This window comes from Nonomuraea sp. JJY05 (assembly GCF_043496855.1).
Taxonomy (GTDB): Bacteria; Actinomycetota; Actinomycetes; order Streptosporangiales; family Streptosporangiaceae; genus Nonomuraea.
In genome coordinates this window covers 22,681-39,071 of record NZ_JBIEIS010000019.1, presented here as the reverse complement: position 1 = coordinate 39,071, position 16,391 = coordinate 22,681, and the positions used below count along the sequence as shown (strand labels likewise).

Genomic DNA, 16,391 nt, shown 5'->3' with positions numbered 1-16,391 from the left:
GCGGCCTGTGGAGACGACCGCGGAAGAGCAACTCATCGGGCCTCTGCTTCTGGCACGCGGCACCATCGACAGATCCTCGGCGCTGCGGGCCAACGAGCAGTGGCTGGAGCGGGCGTGGTCCGATCCGTCGACCAGGGTGCTGGTGATCGACGACGGTCACACGCTGGTGCGGCGGTCGGGCGACGAGGTGCAGGCGGTGCTCTACGCGCCGGCCGACGCCCCGCCGGGCGAGCGCTACCTGCTCGGGGTCGAGGGCGGCGTCGCCTACTTCGCGGTGGCCGCGCCGCTGCCCGGCGTCCCCAGGGGCGACGTCAACGGGCGCGTGACGGTCCCCATGAGCCTGCGCGACACGCCCGACGGCGAGCCGGTGGCGGCCGGGCTGCGCCAGGTGGGGGGCCTGCTCGGCGACCGCGACGCCGGCCTGCTGGTCTACGCCGTGGCGCTGGAGGCCTGGCACACGACCCACGAATACTGCCCGCGCTGCGGCTCCCGCACCGACGTGCAGGCCGGGGGGCACATCCGCGTCTGCCCGCAGGACGGCAGCCAGCACTTCCCGCGCGTCGACCCCGCGGTGATCATGCTGGTCCGCGACGAGGACGACCGCTGCCTGCTCGCCCGCGGGCCGCAGTGGCCGGAGGGCCGGCTGTCGATCCTGGCGGGGTTCGTGGAGCCGGGGGAGTCGCTGGAGCACGCCGTCGCCCGTGAGGTGGCGGAGGAGGTCGGCGTCACCGTCGTCCGCCCGCGCTATCTCGGCAGCCAGCCCTGGCCGTTCCCGCGCAGCCTCATGCTCGGCTTCTTCGCCGAGGCGATCTCGACCGAGCTCACGCCGGACGCCGAGGAGATCGCCGAGGCCCGCTGGTTCTCGCGCGAGGAGTTGGCGCGGGCGCTGGAGTCCGGCGAGCTGCGCCTGCCCCCGCCGGTGTCGATCGCCCGCCGCCTGATCGAGACCTGGTACGGCGGCGAGCTGACCGGCGACTGGTGATCAGGAGGCCCGGAGCAGGGCCTTGACCTCCAGAGCCGAGGGGTTCGTGCGCACGACGCGGCCGTCGGGGGTGTCGATCACCACGGTCGGCACCACCTGGTTGCCGTTGTTGACGCTCATCACGAACTCCGCAGCCGACGGGTCACGCTCGATGTCGATGTCCTTGAAGCTGATGCCCTCGCGGGTGAGCTGGGACTTGAGCCGCTTGCAGGGGCCGCACCACGTGGTGCTGTAGACGGTGAGCGCCATGTCGGGAGATCCCTCCGGAGGTCAGGAAAATAGGCGCTCCATGCAACAACCGGACTGTGCAAGTTCATTCCTGAGGCGGGGGTGTCCCGCCTCGGGCGCGGTGGCGTCCTCCCGGCCCACGTGGGCGGGGCGCCCGGCGGGGCCGCGTCAGCCGATGCGGTCGGCGATCCAGGCCTGCACCTGCTCGGCCACCCCGGGCTCGCGATAGAGCGGGTTGCTGTGGTTGATGCCCGGCTGGGTGATCACCGTCACGGGCACGCCCACCTGCCCCAGCATCGTCTTGAGCAGCTGGCTCTGCACCGGCGGCACGAACTCGTCCTTGGAGTGCACGGTCAGCATCGGCGCGTCCTTGCGGCTGGCGTGCCAGGCCACTTCCATGCTGGCCCAGACCCGCGAGCACTTGCCCTTGGGCGCGCAGCCACCGGCCAGGCGGATGGCGGCCGTACGGAGCTTGCGCTTGTTGGGGTCATCAGACTTTTCGCCGTCGGAGTAGGCGCGCAGCGGCGAGATGATCGGCGACAGGCCCACCACGCCCTTGAGGCCGGAGATGCCGTCGCCGTACGTGCCCACGGCCGCCGCGATGTGGCCGCCGGCGGAGAAGCCCACCACCACGTAGTTGCTCGGGTCGAACGCCCACCGCTCGGCGTGCTTGCGGGCCAGCGCGATGGCGGCCAGCGCGTCCGAGCGCTGCGCGGGCCACGCGGCGTCGCTGGAGAGCCGGTAGTTGAGGTTGAAGACCGTGTAGCCCAGCTCGGCGTACTGGCGGACGATCTCCTTCATGTAACGCTTGTCGCCGCCCGACCACCAGCCGCCGTGGATCAGGAAGACACCGGGGCGCTGCTGGCCGTCGGGGGTCCACCAGACGTCCATGGCCTGGCGTGCCTGGGGGCCGTACGAGACGGTCTCGGAGGCGAACTCGCCGAGCCCGTACTGGTCGACGACGTCCGTGGGGCCGGGCGTCGGCTCCTTGTTGGCGCTGGCGGCCACAGGTGTGAGCACGACGGCAGCGAGCGCGAGCACGCCCGCGAAAACCGCAGTTCGCACGGCCTTCCTTTCCCCCATGCAGATGGTCGGACCCATTGTGAGGGAAGAGACCGGTTCTTTGCATCTGGTGGCTATGAACATACGTCGGCCCGCATGTTGCCAGAATAAAGAGGCTGTCCGCTACACCTGCGAGTATGTACGGGTGAACAACATGGATGACGTCCTGGCCGGGCTCGACCCCGAGCAGCGCGCGGTGGCCGAGGCGGTGCGCGGTCCGGTGTGTGTGCTGGCAGGTGCGGGCACCGGCAAGACCAGGGCGATCACCCATCGCATCGCGCACGCGGTCCGCAGCGGGGTGGTCGACGCGCAGAGCGTGCTCGCTGTGACGTTCACCACTCGCGCGGCGGGGGAGCTGCGCCAGCGGCTGCGCGCGCTCGGGGCGCCCGGCGTGCAGGCCCGCACGTTCCACGCGGCGGCGCTGCGGCAGCTCACCTACTTCTGGCCGAGGGTCATCGGGGGCGAGGCGCCCTCGGTGATCGAGTCCAAGCTCCCGGTACTGGCGGAGGCCTGCCGCCAGATCCGGAAAAATGCGGATCGGTCCGAGTTGCGGGACATCGCGGCCGAGCTCGAGTGGGCCAAGGTCACCCAGATCGGGCCGGAGGACTACATGGCGGCCGCGGCGAAATACCACCGCACGCCCCCGGTCCCGCCGGAGGAGGTGGCTCGCCTTTACGAGGCGTACGAGCAGATCAGGCGCGAACGCCACCTGGTCGACTTCGAGACCATCCTCGAGCTGACCGCCGCGGTGATCACCGAGCACCAGGAGGTCGCGGCGCAGGTCCGCCAGCAGTACCGCTATTTCGTCGTGGACGAGTACCAGGACGTCAACCCGCTGCAGAAGCTCCTGCTCGACACCTGGCTCGGCGGCCGCGACGACCTCTGCGTGGTCGGCGACCCCAACCAGACGATCTACTCCTTCACCGGCGCCACCCCGCGTTACCTGACCGGCTTCGCGGTCGAGCACCCCGACGCCGCCGTCATCAAGCTGGTGCGCGACTACCGCTCGACCCCGCAGGTGGTCGACCTGGCCAACCGGCTGATCGTCAGGTCTCCGCACCGGCTCGACCTGGTGGCCCAGCGCCCCGACGGCCCCAAGCCGTCGTTCTCCGACTACGACGACGAGCCCGCCGAGGCCGCGGGGGTGGCCCGCGCGATCAGGAAGCTGCTGGACAAGGGCGTGCACTCGCGGGAGATCGCGATCCTGTTCCGCGTCAACTCGCAGTCGGAGGCCTACGAGGAGGCCCTGTCCAAGGCCGAGATCCCGTACGTGCTGCGCGGCGCCGAGCGCTTCTTCGACCGCCCGGAGGTCCGGCAGGCGGTCGTCCTGCTGCGTGGCGCCGCCCGTTCCTACGCCGGGGAGCCCCTGGCCGCCGAGGTCCACCACATCCTGGCCGGCGTCGGCCTGACCCCCTCCCCGCCGGGCGGCGGCAAGGCCAGGGAGAAGTGGGAGTCCTTGAAGGCGCTGGCGGACCTGGCGGAGGACATGGCGGCCGAGGGCGCCGACCTGCCCACGTACGTGGCCGAGCTGGAGCGCCGGGCCTCCGAGCAGCACGCCCCGCCCGTGGAGGGCGTCACTCTCGCCTCGCTCCACGCCGCCAAGGGCCTGGAGTGGGACGCCGTCTTCCTGGTCGGCCTGACCGACGGCATGCTCCCCATCATCTACGCCGAGACCGCCGAGCAGATCGAGGAGGAGCGCCGCCTCCTCTACGTGGGCGTCACCCGCGCCCGGGAGCACCTCTCCCTCTCCTGGGCCGGCGCCCGCGCCCCCGGCGCCCGCAGGACCCGCCGCCCCTCCCGTTTCCTCGACGGCCTCGCCCCCCGCACCGCCTCGTCCCCGCCCCGCGTCTCGACCGCGCCCCGCGAACGGCGTGCGGTGGCGGCGCCGGTGAGCTGCCGGGTGTGCGCGAAGACGCTGGTGGCGGCCGCCGAGCAGAAGCTGGGACGCTGCTCCACGTGCCCGGCGGACTACGACGAGGCCCTCCTCGAACGCTTGAAGGCCTGGCGCACCGCGACCGCCAAGGAGGCCAAGATCCCGCCGTACGTCGTCTTCACGGACGTGACCCTCCAGGCCATCGCGGAACGCGCGCCCTCCACGGAGCAGGAGCTGCTGTCGATAGCGGGCATCGGCAAGATCAAGGTGGACCGGTACGGCGAGGCTGTCCTGTCTCTCTGCCGCGCAGACTGACAGCCCCCCTTTAGTCCCATATAAGGAGCACGTCAGACTTGTCCCCAACACCCGAGATCCCAAGGGGGACGGACACGTGAACGAGGCGCTGAAGGAGCTGCTGGACCTGCTCGACCTGGAGCAGATCGAGCTCGACATCTTCCGGGGACGGAGCCCGGAGGAACGCATCCAGCGCGTCTTCGGTGGTCAGGTGGCGGCCCAGGCCCTCGTGGCGGCGGGCCGTACGGTGCCGAAGGACCGTCACGTCCACTCCCTCCACGCCTACTTCATCCGCCCGGGCGACCCCGCCGTCCCGATCGTCTACAACGTCGACCGCCTGCGCGACGGCCGTTCGTTCACCACCCGCAGGATCGTCGCCGTCCAGCACGGCAAGGCGATCTTCACGATGTCGGCGTCGTTCCACATCCCCGAGGAGGGCGTGACGCATCAGGCGTCCGTCATGCCGCAGGTGCCCGACCCCGAGACGCTCCCCACGTTCCGGGACCGGATGTTCGACGCCGTCGGCGACCACCCGGAGCTCCGCGAGTGGTTCTCGCGCCCCCGCCCCGTGGACGCCAGGTACGTCTCGCCGCTCACCTGGGAGGCGTTCAAGAACCCCGACCTGCGCAGCGCCGAGACCAACGTGTGGTTCCGCTACCACGCCGACCTGCCCGACGACCCGCTCCTGCACGTCGTGCTGGCCGCGTACGCGTCCGACTTCACGCTGGTCGACACGATCCTGCTGGCCCACGGCATGGCCTGGGGAGCCTCCAACATGTCCGGCGCCTCGCTGGACCACGCCATGTGGTTCCACCGCCCCTTCAGGGCCGACGACTGGTTGCTCTATGCTCAGGAGTCCCCCTGGTCGGGGGGAGCTCGGGGACTTGCTCGCGGCGAGATGTTCACTGCGTCAGGTGAGCTCGTGGTCTCGGTCGTTCAAGAGGCCATGATCCGCCTGACGAAATAGTGCCGACACGCCGCGTGCAATAGGCCGCCAGGCGCGGTCAATGTAACAAAATCGCAGGTAGAAAATATGTTGCCCGTTCCCGGGTTCCCGGTTTAGGGTCATGGTCAAGCGAGTCGGACACTACTGTTCCGACGATCTCGAGAGTGGAGGTGAGTCACCGGTGATCAGCATTCAGATGGCAGCTACGCAGTGGCTCGCTTCCGCGTGCCGTGTCTCGGTGAGGCTCGTCGATGGCCCCGCCATGCTGCGGCAGGAGAAGTCTGTCCGTAGCCAGGCCGCCGCCTACCACGCGCGCGCCCACTTCGGCGCCGCCACGCCAGCTGCTCCTGTCTACAACGCACGTATCGAACTGCCGGCCTACCAGCTCACCAAGGGTGGACTGTGGGGTCCGCAGCCCTGGAGGGATACACCGGTCATAACCTGACCGGCGTACAGCCCCCCAGGCCGCGGATCCTGCAGACGGATCCGCGGCCTTACTTATTTGTCCGTGATTCGCGACCACCTACGAGGTGCCCGACCAAGATCAAAGAGATCTGACAAAAGGAGAAAGCAGATGGGGGCGAAGACGATCATGGACCTGATCGACGAAGCCAAGATCCCCTGCCGTACCGACCCTGACCTGTGGTTCGCCGAGTCGCCGCAGGACGTCGAGTTCGCCAAGGCTCTCTGCGGCGGATGCCCGATCCAGAAGGCCTGCCTGGCCCGCGCGCTCGAGCGCGAGGAGCCGTGGGGCGTCTGGGGCGGCGAACTCATCCTCAGGGGAGCCGTCGTTCCCCGTAAGCGTCCGCGCGGGCGTCCCCGCAAGCACCCGGTCGCTGCCTGAACATCGCACCTTCAATCAGAAAGTGAACAAACCAATGAACGCTCAGATCGCTAGGAGCCGAGCAGTGCCGGATCTCATCCATGAGCTGGTGAATGACCGAATACAAACCCTTCACCGCGAGGCGGAGGAGCAACGCCTCATCGCGCGGGTCACGCGCGTGCAGCGTGCGCGGCGCAAGGTCCAGCGGGCGAACGACCGCCTTCGTGCGGCCCTGAGCCGCCAGATCTGACCTGGGAGGTCCTGCCGCCGGCGCAGGATCTCCCTTTAGATCCCCCAAAGAGCCGGGCGCCCGAAGCGCCCGGCTCTTTGCGCTTGCACACGCCCCCGAACCCCGCCGCCCACACCTCACACCTCAGACCTCCGCCTTCGGTCCCTTCGCGGCCTCGCCCCTTCGCGACCTCGGCTCTCCGCCACGTCGGATCCCGCCACGTCGGATCCCGCCACGTCGGATCCCGCCACGTCGGATCCCGCCACGTCGGATCCCGCAACGCAGACCTCGCACGTCCGACCCCGGATCCCGCAGCTCGCGCCTCGACCCCCGCAGCTCGGAGCCTGACCCCGCCCTCCGACCCCCCGCCCTCAGATCTCCGACCCCGCCGACGGTGCCGCCCTCCGGCCGCCGACCCCCACCGACGGCGCCGTCCTCCGCCCTTCTGGGCCTCCGCCGACGGCGCCGCCCTCCGGCCGCCCGGCTTCCGGCCTCCGCCGAAGGTGCCCCCCGACCCCGACCCCCGGATCCAGTGCCCGCAGCCCGAATTTCGTATCCCGGACCGCGGACCCTGGACCCGGCGCCCGCAGTTCATAGCCCGCGGCCGCCCCGTAGTGCGCGGCCCGTAGTACGCCATCACCTTCGGGTGCCGCATCGCCGGAGCCGCCGCCGATGATCGCTCAGGCCGTGGGCCGTACGTCCCCCCTCCGTGTCGGATGCGCGACGAACTCCTCCGCCCGCCACAGCCGAGCCGCCATCCACGCGACCCCGATCGCCGCCACCACGAGCCCCGCCAAGTACACCGGCACCGGCACCACGCTCCGCAACGACCCCGGAACCATCCCCACCGCATAGAGCACCACGCCGACCGCGGGCATGGCCCCGCTCCTGATCGCCGCCACGCTGAAGGTCAGCACCCCCGCCAACAGCACGGCCGACGTGACGAGGAAAGCCCGCCCCGTGCCCCCGGCCAGCAGCTCGCTGACCGTGCCCCCGCCTAAGTAGGGGAAGACGAAGTGCAGGATGTACTCGATGGCGAACGCCCCGGCCAGCCCGGCCGAGTTGAGCACGTACCCGATGAGTCCGAGACCGCCTGCCGTACCCCGAACGATCAGGTAGATGCCGGTGATCGCGAGGAGACCCGTCAGCGCCCCGAACGGCGCGATGGCGTGCGTGAACGCCGTCTCAGGCAGCAGCCCGGCGCGTCGGGCCGAGTTCACCACGAGCAGGACGGCACACACGAACCCTGCCGCCGCCGTGACCCGATAGACACCCATCCCTGGAGCCCTTTCTCTCGGTGATATCAAGCGATAACGCTCGTTATGATGCGCGTTATCGCGAGATATGGTGAGAGCGTGCCGAGAGACGTAAGCACCCCGAAAGAACTCGGCGCGCTGCGCCAGGGCCTGCTCGACGCGGCCATGCGCGTTCTCCGCGAACAGGGCGCCCTCCACCTCACCCTCCGCCGCGTCGCGGACGTCGCGGGCGCCTCCACGATGGGCATCTACACCTGCTTCGGCGGCCGTGCCGGCCTCTTGGAAGCGATCTACGAGTACGGCTTCAGCATTCTGCACGACGCCATGACCACGTCACTGAACGGCCACGCCGACCCCCTGGCCCGGATCATGGCGGTGGCCCGCGGCTACCGGGAGTTCGCGCTGGCGGATCCCGCTCTCTACGCGCTGATGTTCGAGCGCCCGCTTCCCGACTTCGACCCGTCACCACAGCGCCGGAACGACGCCCTCGGCCTCACCTTCGACCTCCTCGCCCAAGCCACCTCGGCCGCGGCCGAGGCCGGGCTCATCCAGTCGAACGACCCGGTACGTGCGGCGTACCTGGTGTGGACCACCATCCACGGCATCGTCAGCATCGAGCTGACCTGCTCACTCCGCAGCCCGCTACCGGGCTGGTTCCTGAACTCGCGCGAGGAAGGCGAACGCGTACTCACCGACGGCGTCCACGCCCTCCTCGCCGGCCTCACCTGAACAACCCCGGAAGCGCCCGGCCGAAAAAGGCCCCTCGAGACCGGTACAGACTCCCCCGCTCAACAGCCCGCCACAGCCGAGAAATCCACAGCACACTGACCACCCCCATCCGCACTTGAGGGTGGACCCGGTAGCCGCGGCTATTCCGTGGGCCGGCGTGCCCGCCTGACTTCGCGGTCGACTGCCCAGGCATCCGCCACTGAGCCCAGGTGCCCGAGCTTGTCGGGATTGATCACCGTATGGATCGTCTGGATCTGCCCGTCGAGTACATCGAGCGTCAGGGTGTGGAGCACCTTGCCGTCCCGGTCGCGGAAGATCGCCCCCGGCTGGCCGTTGACCTCGTGCGGCTCGACCGTCACGCCGGCCAGGGCCATCCGGGGGAAGACGGAGGCGAGCAGCCGGGCCACGTTCTGGGCGCCCATGACGGCCTTGGCCAGCTGCGGGGCCTTCCCGCCGCCGTCGCCGACCATCGATACGTCGGCCGCCAGCAGGCTCTGCAGGCCGGCGACGTCACCTTCGCGGAGGGCGTCGAAGAACCGCGACGCCAGTGCTTCTCGCTCTTTGCGGTTCGCCTCGAAGCGGGGCCGGCCTGCGGCCATATGGCGCCGCGCCCGCACCACCAGCTGGCGGCAGGCCGCCTCCGAGCGCCCCACGGCCGACGCGACCTCGGGAAAGTCGAAGTCGAACACTTCCCGCAGCACGAAGACCGCCCGCTCGAGCGGGGACAACCGCTCCAGCAGCACCAAGGCCGCCATCGACAACGAGTCCGCCAGCTCCGCCGACCGCTCCGGGTCCTGGTAAGGGTCGGCCAGCAGCGGCTCGGGGAGCCACGGTCCGACGTACTCTTCTCGCCGGACGCGGGCCGAGCGCAGCACGTCGATGGAGAGCCGGGTCACCGTGGCCGAGAGGAACGCCTTGGTCGACCTGGGCTCCGTCGGGGCGGCCTCGAAGCGCAGCCAGGTCTCCTGGACCGCGTCCTCGGCCTCGCTCACGCTGCCCAGAATCCGGTAGGCGATCGAGAACAACAGCGGCCGCAGCTCCTGAAACTCCTCGGCCCTGCTCATACCAGCTCCTCCTTGAAATCCTGCTGCCACGACGGCTGGCGCAGCTGCGGGCCGAGCTCCCGCTTGGCACCGGCGTCGGAAATTCCGCGCCCCTCGCTCATCATCGTCACCACCACCTGCCGACCCGGCACCGGGGCCCGCCATACGGCCACCCGCTCCGCTTCCGTGAGATGCGGCGCCCGCTCCGCTTCCGTGAGATGCGGCGCCCGCTCCGCTCCCGGGAGATGCGGCGCCCCGTTCGCTCCCGCCAGATGCGGCACCCGCTCCGCTCCCGCGCGATGCGGCACCCACTCGCGAGCCAGAGGCGGATCGCCCACGACGTTGAACATCCACCGCCAGAACCGTGGCACTCGCCGCCGCCCCGGTACCCCGCTCCCGCCTGCCACGACCCCTCGCCTGATCATCCCGGTCCCACCCCCCGTCATCCCGCGAAGGGCCCGACACCGAAGCGGCCCCACGCAATGAACGCCGCAACCGCGAGATAGACCAGGTTCAGCACCACGAACGCGTATTCGCCACGCCGGCCGTGGGTGATCATCGCGCCGACCATCAGCAGAACCCAGCAGACCGCGGTCACCGGCACCAGAACCGGCGCGATGTCGAGCGCGGCGGGCAGAATCAAGCCCACCGCGGCCAGGAGCTCAAGGACACCCAGCGTCCTGACGAAGCCGGCACCGACGTCCGCGGTCCATCCCCCGCCAGGAACGGTGGCCAGCTTCTCCTTGGGCACGAACGTCTTACTGATCCCGCCGCTCACCGCTACCGCGGCCAGCAACCCGGCAGCGATCCACAACGCGAGGTTCATCGTCCACTCACTCCTTGACAGCGGATTGCCTGCATTCCCTAGACGAGACAGCAACCTCCACCAGTGACATCTCCGAACACCCGCACATACCGCCTTCTCGGGCACGTCCTCACGGCAGGCTGCCGATTGTGAGGGTGCTCACACCGTGTCACAGCTCAGGGAGGCTCTCTCGTCTCAGAGGGCATGACGAACACGGAACAGACCTCGGTGCTGATCACCGGAGGCAACAAGGGGCTCGGTTTTGAGGCGGCCCGGCGGCTCGGGGAGCAGGGCTGGACGATCTTTCTCGGCTCGCGCGACGAAGGGCGAGGCCGGGCGGCCGCCGCCAAGCTGACCGACGGCGGCGCGAACGTGGTCATGGTCCCACTGGACGTGACCTCGGACGAGTCGGTGGAGGACGCGGTGCGGCTCGTTCGCGAGCACACCGACCGACTCGATGTGCTGATCAACAACGCAGGCGCGCCGGGAAGGATCGTCGCGCCTGCGGACGCGACGGCTGACGAGATTCACTCCGTCTACGACACCAACGTGTACGGACCGGTCAGGGTCACGCACGCGTTCCTTCCCCTGCTGCAGGCGGCGGACCATCCGCGAGTGGTGATGGTGTCCAGCGCCGTCGGTTCCTTCGCGGTCGTGACCGATCCGGAGCAGCCCGTCTCGAAAATGCACGAGCTCGCCTACAGCTCGTCGAAGGCGGCGCTGAACATGATCACCGTCCGGTACGCCCAGGCGCTCCCGGAAATCAAGTTCAACCTGGTCACCCCCGGAGAAGTCGCCAACCGCAAGTTCGCCGCCACCGACATGAACAATCACACCGGCCAGCTGACGGTCACCGAGGGCACCGACCCGATCGTCAAGCTCGCGATGATCGACGCCGACGGTCCGACCGGCATCTTCATCGATCGCCTCGGCGGCGTCGCCTGGTGACCGAACGTCTCCCCGGTCCGGCGGACCCCTGATCTCCAGGGCATCTGCTCGCCCGGGGCGGCTCGCTGCAACCCGTACGACGAGCAAAGGAGCACCACCATGATCCTGATCACCGGAGCCAACGGCGTCGTGGGACGTCAGGTGCTGAACCTGCTGCTGCAGGAGGGCGCGGCCGTCGCCGCGGTCACTCGCGGTCCCGGCGAGGTCCGGCTTCCTGACGGCGTGAGAGCTGTCCGTGGTGACCTGTTTCATCCCCAGTGGATGGAGGCGGCGCTGGAAGGAGTGGAAGCAATACAGATCAGTCCGCGTGCCGTCGGCCCCGGCCTCGGCGATCTACTGAAGCTCGCCGTCAAGCAAGGGGTACGACGCGCGGTGCTGCTGTCGGCCACGACCGTGGAGCATCCGGCCGGGGAGCCCCGCTTCGCCGCCCAGTTCAAGCTCGCCGAGGACCTCGTCACGAGTTCCGGCCTGGACTGGACGGTCCTGCGCCTGTCCGACTTCGCCGCCAACGCCCTGGCCTGGGCGCCCCAGATCAAGGCCGGTGACGTAGTACGCGGCGCCTACGGCCAGGCCGCCACCTCCCCGATCCACGAAACCGACATCGCGGCCGTCGCCGTACAAGCCCTCCTGAACAACATGCACACGGGGTCGATCCACACGCTGACCGGGCCGCAGTCACTGGACCAGTTCGAGAAGGTGCGGCTCATCGGCGCCGCCATCGGCCGAGCGCTGTCCTTCCAGGAACTCCCGCCCGAGCAGGTACGGCAGGGCATGCTCGCGCAGGGACTGCCCGAAGAAGTCCCCGCCCGTCTGCTCGGCTCCCTGGCCGACTACGCCAACCGCCCAGGCCCCACCACCAGCACCGTGGAAGATCTGCTGGGCCGACCCGCACTCACCTTCGCCGACTGGGCACGCGACAACGCACCGGCCTTCAGCAGCTGACCGTCACCGCCCAGCCCTCGCCAACCCCTGACCGCCCGAAGACACTCCTGATGTCGGCACCGAGGAACGGAGACAGGCCCTGATGCCCCGGCTTCCGGCAGTCGGCTCGGCGCTGGCGGGTGAGGTGCCCCGGCTGCTCCCGTTCAACTGATCCTGATGTCGGTGCGGTGGGATGGGGAGGGGCTCTGGTGCTCGGCTTTCGGCGGTCAGTTCGGCGCTGGCGGGTGAGGTGCCCCGGCCGCTGCCCATCCAACTGATCCTGATGTCGGTGCCGAGAGAGGGGGACAGGCCCTGATACTCGGCTCCGGCCGCGTGCTTGGGGAGGGCGTCAGCTCGGCAGCGGCGGAAGAGGTGCGGTGCCGGGGTGCTCACCCACCGGCGCCGGCTCAGCACCCTGGAGGGGGTGTGCTGACCATCAGCGCCGGTGGGATCACCGAGCATGGCACAGGCGCATGCACGGGCCTCGTGGACCGAGCCGGCCGGGGGTCACGAACCCGGACGGGACGTGGGGGAAGCCGGATCGGTCGCGGACAGCAGGGCGCCGCACTCACCTCAGGAACCATGACGCCGAACCGTGCGCGAGCTCATGCCGGCCTGACCGCGTTCGTGCTACCCGCGCCATGGGGGGTGGGGGAGCGAGTGGGTCCGCGGAGGTGGTGAGCAGGCGCGCGGATCGGCGCATGTGGATCCTTTCGCGTGAGTAACGGTTTGCACTCGTATCATTACACAGCGAAGTCAGAAGTTAACCTCATGTTCAGTAAAATCCCTGCGGCCCACCAACGAGCCGCCAGATCAGCCCCCGGAGCAGGGACGATCAACCGATGGTCAGGGCCTCGTCGTCGGGGTCGTCGGCGAAGCCGGGGACCCAGCGGATCACCTCGTCGCGGAAGCGCGCCGTGGTGCCCAGCTGGCAGAGGACGCCGATGCCCGCCGCGTGGACCCGGTGGATGAGCACGTACGAGGCAGGCAGGTTGAGCTGCCGGACCACGTTGGTGGGTCGTAGATCCGTCACGTTCGCCGCCTGGGCCTGCAGCCACTCCCGGCTGAACGTGAACTCCTCCACCGCCGTCGGCTCCACATACGGCGCGAGGAAGGTCCGCAGCAGGTCCGGATCGATCTCGATGTCGCTGCGGATGAAGCCTTCCCGGCGCAGGCCCGCCATGACGGTCTCCATGTCGCCCTCGTTGAAGATCCGCGTCAGCTGCCCGAACGCCTTCGGGTAGCCCTCGGGCAGGCGGTTGACCGCGCCGAAGTCGAGGACGCCGAGCTTGCCGTTGGCCAGCATGCGGAAGTTGCCCGGGTGCGGATCGGCGTGGAGCATTCCGACCCGCGCGGGGGAGCAGAAGAGGAAACGTACGAAGAGTAAACCCGCGCGGTCGCGCTGCTCCTTGGTGCCCTCGGTGATGACGCGGGACAGCGGAGTGCCGTCCATCCACTCACTGACCAGCACCAGCTCGTTGGCCGCGACCACATCGGGGACGTGGAAGTCGGGGTCGTCGTCGAACTCCAGCGCGAAGGCGTGCTGGGCTTCGGCCTCCCGGAGATAGTCGAGCTCCTCCGCGATGCGTTCGCGCAGCTCCGTCAGCACGGCTTTCACGTCGAGGCCGGGAAGCATCACGCCGAAGAGCTTGCCCAGCCGTGCCAGCTGTGCGAAGTCGCCGAGCAGAGCCTTACCCGCCCCCGGGTACTGGATCTTGACGGCCACCTCTCTGCCGTCGTGCCACACGGCCTTGTGCACCTGACCGATGGACGCCGCGGCAGTCGGCTGGTCGTCGAACGACAGGAAGTTTTCCCGCCAGTCGTCACCCAACTGCTCGGTGAGCACCTTGTGAACGGTGGACACGGGCAGCGGGGGAGCAGCGTCCTGCAGCTTGGTCAGCGTGGCTCGATAGGGGCCGACGATCTCCGGCGGCAGCGCCGCCTCGAAGATGGACAGCGCCTGCCCGAGCTTCATCGCGCCGCCCTTGAGCTCGCCGAGCACCTTGAAGATCTGCTCGGCCGTACGCTGCTGAACCTCCTGAGCCACGATCTCCGCAGACTTGCCGCCGAGCCGCTTGCCCAGCCCGAGAGCGGCGCGGCCGGCGAAACCGAGCGGAAGGGTGGCCAGCTTGGCGGAACGCGTGACAGCACGGCGCGGAAGATCGCTCACCCTCATGCGCGGAACCTCGACGAGATACCGCTTCCCCCCTTCATGGTCGTCCTCTGAGCACGTCAGTCGCGGTTAGGAGACATGACCATTCTTAGCGAATATGGATTGTTTCGCATACAACGACATTGCGGATGTATGGTCCACGACCGTCTTTTCCAGCGCCAATCAGGTGTTACGTCCATTGTGCCGTTGGTCACAGCCGACCCTCCGTCATCTAGGTAAGCAAGCGCATGGCCGGTCACCGCCGCCGCGACCAGCGCCGCCAGGGCGACGTCGCAGGCGATCTCGCCCGGCGGATACCCGCCCAACCGGGCGGTGACGATCGGCCACAGGGGGTCGCGATCCCGCCGCGTCAGATCCAGGCAGTGCAGGCACGCCGTCTTCCCCGGGATGACCAGCGGTCCCACGGTCCCATGCCCTTCGAAGGCCGACGCCAGGAGGTGCGGGATGCCGAGCGAGGTCAACTCGCTGACCAGCACCCCGTCCAGGGGTCCGACGGGTGCGAGTATGACGAGGTCGGGGCGATCCGACTTGTCTCCAAGATACGGGCCTCCCGCCACTGCGTTGACGGATGGCCTCACCCTCTCGTCGGTCTCATGCACCAGGCCGCCCCGACGGCGTCCCGCCTCCGCGGAGGCTGCAATCCGTGCCGCGCCGCTGGACTGGGTGCCTTCTGCGGTCTGAGCGGAGCGCATGCCCTCACGAAAGTCTTCTCCGGTCTGCGGGACTCGGGTGCTTTGTACAGCTGGGGTGGTACGAGGGCCTTTCCCGGCTTGCGGGCGTTGGGGCTGGGCTGCCTGGCCGGGCTGGGCTGCCGGCATCCCTCGGGGTTGGGCAGTTTGAGCAGGTTGGGCAGGTCGGGCAGGCTGGGTGGGTCGGGCTGTTGGGACTCCTCCGATGCCACGGTTGTTTACGGTGGCGCGGGAGTTGTCGCTCGCACGGCTGGAACCGGTGGCGCGGAGGTTCTCGCTTGCGCGGGTGGAAGCGGTGGCGCGGGGGTTGTCGCTTGCGCGGGTGGAAGCGGTGGCTTGGGGGTTGTCGCTTGCGCGGGTGGAAGCGGTGGCTTGGGGGTTGTCGCTTGCGCGGGTGGAAGCGGTGGCTTGGGGGTTGTCGCTTGCGCGGGTGGAACCGGTAGTACGGGCGTTGCCGCTTGTTCCGGTAGAACGGGTGCCGCCGGTGGCGATGGGCCGAGGTGGGTCGGTGCGGTGAGGGACGGGCGGTGCGGTGTTGGCAGCGGCAGCGGGACTGCGCCGCGCTGTGGGGAGGGGGCTGTTGGAGGTTGGTTCCGCTGTGGGGGCGTGGCCACCGGAGGTGAGTCGGGCTGTGGGGGTGGGGCTGCCGGAAGTTGGTTGTGCTGTGGGGGTGGGGCTGTTGGAGGTTGGTTCCGCTGTGGGGGCGTGGCCACCGGAGGTGAGTCGGGCTGTGGGGGTGGGGCTGCCGGAAGTTGGTTGTGCCGTGGGGGCGTGGCTGTCGGAGGTTGGTTGTGGTGTGGGGGTGGGGCCGCCTGAGGTGAGTCGTCTGGCGACCATCGCGGCGCCGATCTCGCGGGGGAGGCCCATCTCCGTCCAGGTCAGGCCGCCCGGTGTGATGTCGCACGGGCGTGCCATGCCTGGGTCGAGGATCCGGATGTTGCCGATGCCGGAGGCGGCGAGCAGGGCGACGACCTGGGCGCCCACTCGGCCTGCCCCATAGACGCGCACCCGCCGCTCACGGCGCCGGGCGATGAGGCCGATCGCGCCGTCCGGGGCGGTCGAGGCGAGGTCGAGGGCGTCCAGGTCTGGTCGCAGGCGGTCCCGTTCGGCCAAGGAGAGGTCGGCGATCGGCGCGGGGCTGGTGGCGGCGTCGTGGAGTGCGCCTTGGGCGGCGAGCTGATCCAGCAGGGATCGGGCGTGGACCTCGTCCAGGCCCGCAGCGGCCGCGTCTCTCACTACGCACTCCAGGTCGCGGGTGCCGTCGAGGCCCTCTATCCATTGCCGGACGGCTTCGGTCAGGCCGCTCAACATGACGGCCCGGAGGGGGTGTGCGCCGTACTGGAGAGTGTGCTTGTCGCGGATGATGCGCCGGAGGGCGGGCTTCACACGT

At 69.5% G+C, this 16,391-nt stretch carries 17 protein-coding genes; 9 read left to right on the top strand and 8 right to left on the bottom strand.

Annotated features, from left to right (window positions below; all coding sequences use genetic code 11):
- Positions 1–7: 7 nt before the first annotated feature.
- Positions 8–982: an NAD(+) diphosphatase gene (gene nudC / locus ACFKCF_RS28910; protein ID WP_394498380.1), complete on the top strand. Its 975-nt coding sequence runs from the start codon at positions 8–10 to the stop codon at positions 980–982.
- Here nudC and ACFKCF_RS28905 read toward each other — a convergent pair whose 3' ends face one another.
- Together ACFKCF_RS28905 and ACFKCF_RS28900 are read right to left on the bottom strand one after the other, a co-directional pair.
- Entirely contained in the window at positions 983–1,231 is a 249-nt protein-coding gene (locus tag ACFKCF_RS28905) for a mycoredoxin (protein WP_394498378.1), read from the bottom strand.
- Between the two features lie 147 nt (positions 1,232–1,378).
- The gene (locus ACFKCF_RS28900; protein ID WP_394498376.1) at positions 1,379–2,275 is read right to left on the bottom strand and encodes an alpha/beta hydrolase; all 897 of its coding nucleotides are present in this window, start codon (positions 2,273–2,275) and stop codon (positions 1,379–1,381) included.
- Between the two features lie 151 nt (positions 2,276–2,426).
- Here ACFKCF_RS28900 and ACFKCF_RS28895 point away from each other — a divergent pair, with 151 nt between their 5' ends.
- The 5 genes from ACFKCF_RS28895 to ACFKCF_RS28875 all read left to right on the top strand — a co-directional run bounded on the left by ACFKCF_RS28895 (position 2,427) and on the right by ACFKCF_RS28875 (position 6,458).
- Positions 2,427–4,460: an ATP-dependent DNA helicase UvrD2 gene (locus ACFKCF_RS28895; RefSeq protein ID WP_394498554.1), complete on the top strand. Its 2,034-nt coding sequence runs from the start codon at positions 2,427–2,429 to the stop codon at positions 4,458–4,460.
- Between the two features lie 76 nt (positions 4,461–4,536).
- On the top strand, positions 4,537–5,406 hold the full coding sequence (gene tesB, locus ACFKCF_RS28890) for an acyl-CoA thioesterase II (RefSeq protein WP_394498375.1): 870 nt from the start codon (positions 4,537–4,539) through the stop codon (positions 5,404–5,406).
- Positions 5,407–5,566: 160 nt separating this feature from the next.
- Positions 5,567–5,830, top strand: coding sequence for a hypothetical protein (locus ACFKCF_RS28885; protein ID WP_394498373.1), 264 nt, complete (start codon positions 5,567–5,569; stop codon positions 5,828–5,830).
- A gap of 129 nt (positions 5,831–5,959) precedes the next feature.
- A complete protein-coding gene (locus ACFKCF_RS28880; RefSeq protein ID WP_394498371.1) occupies positions 5,960–6,229 on the top strand; it encodes a WhiB family transcriptional regulator in 270 nt (89 codons plus the stop codon).
- Between the two features lie 64 nt (positions 6,230–6,293).
- Positions 6,294–6,458, top strand: coding sequence for a hypothetical protein (locus tag ACFKCF_RS28875; protein WP_394498369.1), 165 nt, complete (start codon positions 6,294–6,296; stop codon positions 6,456–6,458).
- A gap of 659 nt (positions 6,459–7,117) precedes the next feature.
- On the opposite strand, the gene ACFKCF_RS28870 is transcribed toward ACFKCF_RS28875, so the two are convergent.
- Positions 7,118–7,714, bottom strand: a complete 597-nt coding sequence (locus ACFKCF_RS28870; protein WP_394498367.1) for a hypothetical protein — start codon at positions 7,712–7,714, stop codon at positions 7,118–7,120.
- 78 nt (positions 7,715–7,792) lie between these two features.
- Here ACFKCF_RS28870 and ACFKCF_RS28865 point away from each other — a divergent pair, with 78 nt between their 5' ends.
- Positions 7,793–8,422, top strand: a complete 630-nt coding sequence (locus ACFKCF_RS28865) for a TetR/AcrR family transcriptional regulator (protein ID WP_394498365.1) — start codon at positions 7,793–7,795, stop codon at positions 8,420–8,422.
- Positions 8,423–8,562: 140 nt separating this feature from the next.
- Here the strand turns inward: ACFKCF_RS28865 and ACFKCF_RS28860 are convergent, their stop codons facing one another.
- From ACFKCF_RS28860 to ACFKCF_RS28850, 3 genes are all read right to left on the bottom strand, one after another.
- Positions 8,563–9,486 (bottom strand): RNA polymerase sigma-70 factor, encoded by a 924-nt coding sequence (locus ACFKCF_RS28860; RefSeq protein WP_394498364.1) that lies wholly within the window; start codon positions 9,484–9,486, stop codon positions 8,563–8,565.
- A complete protein-coding gene (locus ACFKCF_RS28855; RefSeq protein WP_394498363.1) occupies positions 9,483–9,815 on the bottom strand; it encodes a hypothetical protein in 333 nt (110 codons plus the stop codon). Before ACFKCF_RS28855 ends, ACFKCF_RS28860 begins: the two co-directional genes overlap by 4 nt.
- A 92-nt stretch (positions 9,816–9,907) precedes the next feature.
- Complete coding sequence (locus tag ACFKCF_RS28850) at positions 9,908–10,291, bottom strand: DoxX family protein (RefSeq protein WP_394498361.1); 384 nt, start codon at positions 10,289–10,291, stop codon at positions 9,908–9,910.
- Between the two features lie 183 nt (positions 10,292–10,474).
- On the opposite strand from ACFKCF_RS28850, the gene ACFKCF_RS28845 reads away from it, so the two are divergent.
- Together ACFKCF_RS28845 and ACFKCF_RS28840 are read left to right on the top strand one after the other, a co-directional pair.
- Positions 10,475–11,218: an SDR family NAD(P)-dependent oxidoreductase gene (locus ACFKCF_RS28845; protein WP_394498359.1), complete on the top strand. Its 744-nt coding sequence runs from the start codon at positions 10,475–10,477 to the stop codon at positions 11,216–11,218.
- Between the two features lie 99 nt (positions 11,219–11,317).
- Positions 11,318–12,160, top strand: coding sequence for an NAD(P)H-binding protein (locus ACFKCF_RS28840; protein ID WP_394498358.1), 843 nt, complete (start codon positions 11,318–11,320; stop codon positions 12,158–12,160).
- A gap of 814 nt (positions 12,161–12,974) precedes the next feature.
- On the opposite strand, the gene ACFKCF_RS28835 is transcribed toward ACFKCF_RS28840, so the two are convergent.
- Together ACFKCF_RS28835 and ACFKCF_RS28830 are read right to left on the bottom strand one after the other, a co-directional pair.
- The gene (locus ACFKCF_RS28835) at positions 12,975–14,309 is read right to left on the bottom strand and encodes an ABC1 kinase family protein (protein ID WP_394498553.1); all 1,335 of its coding nucleotides are present in this window, start codon (positions 14,307–14,309) and stop codon (positions 12,975–12,977) included.
- A gap of 62 nt (positions 14,310–14,371) precedes the next feature.
- The gene (locus ACFKCF_RS28830) at positions 14,372–14,788 is read right to left on the bottom strand and encodes a hypothetical protein (protein WP_394498356.1); all 417 of its coding nucleotides are present in this window, start codon (positions 14,786–14,788) and stop codon (positions 14,372–14,374) included.
- Between the last annotated feature and the right edge of the window lie 1,603 nt (positions 14,789–16,391).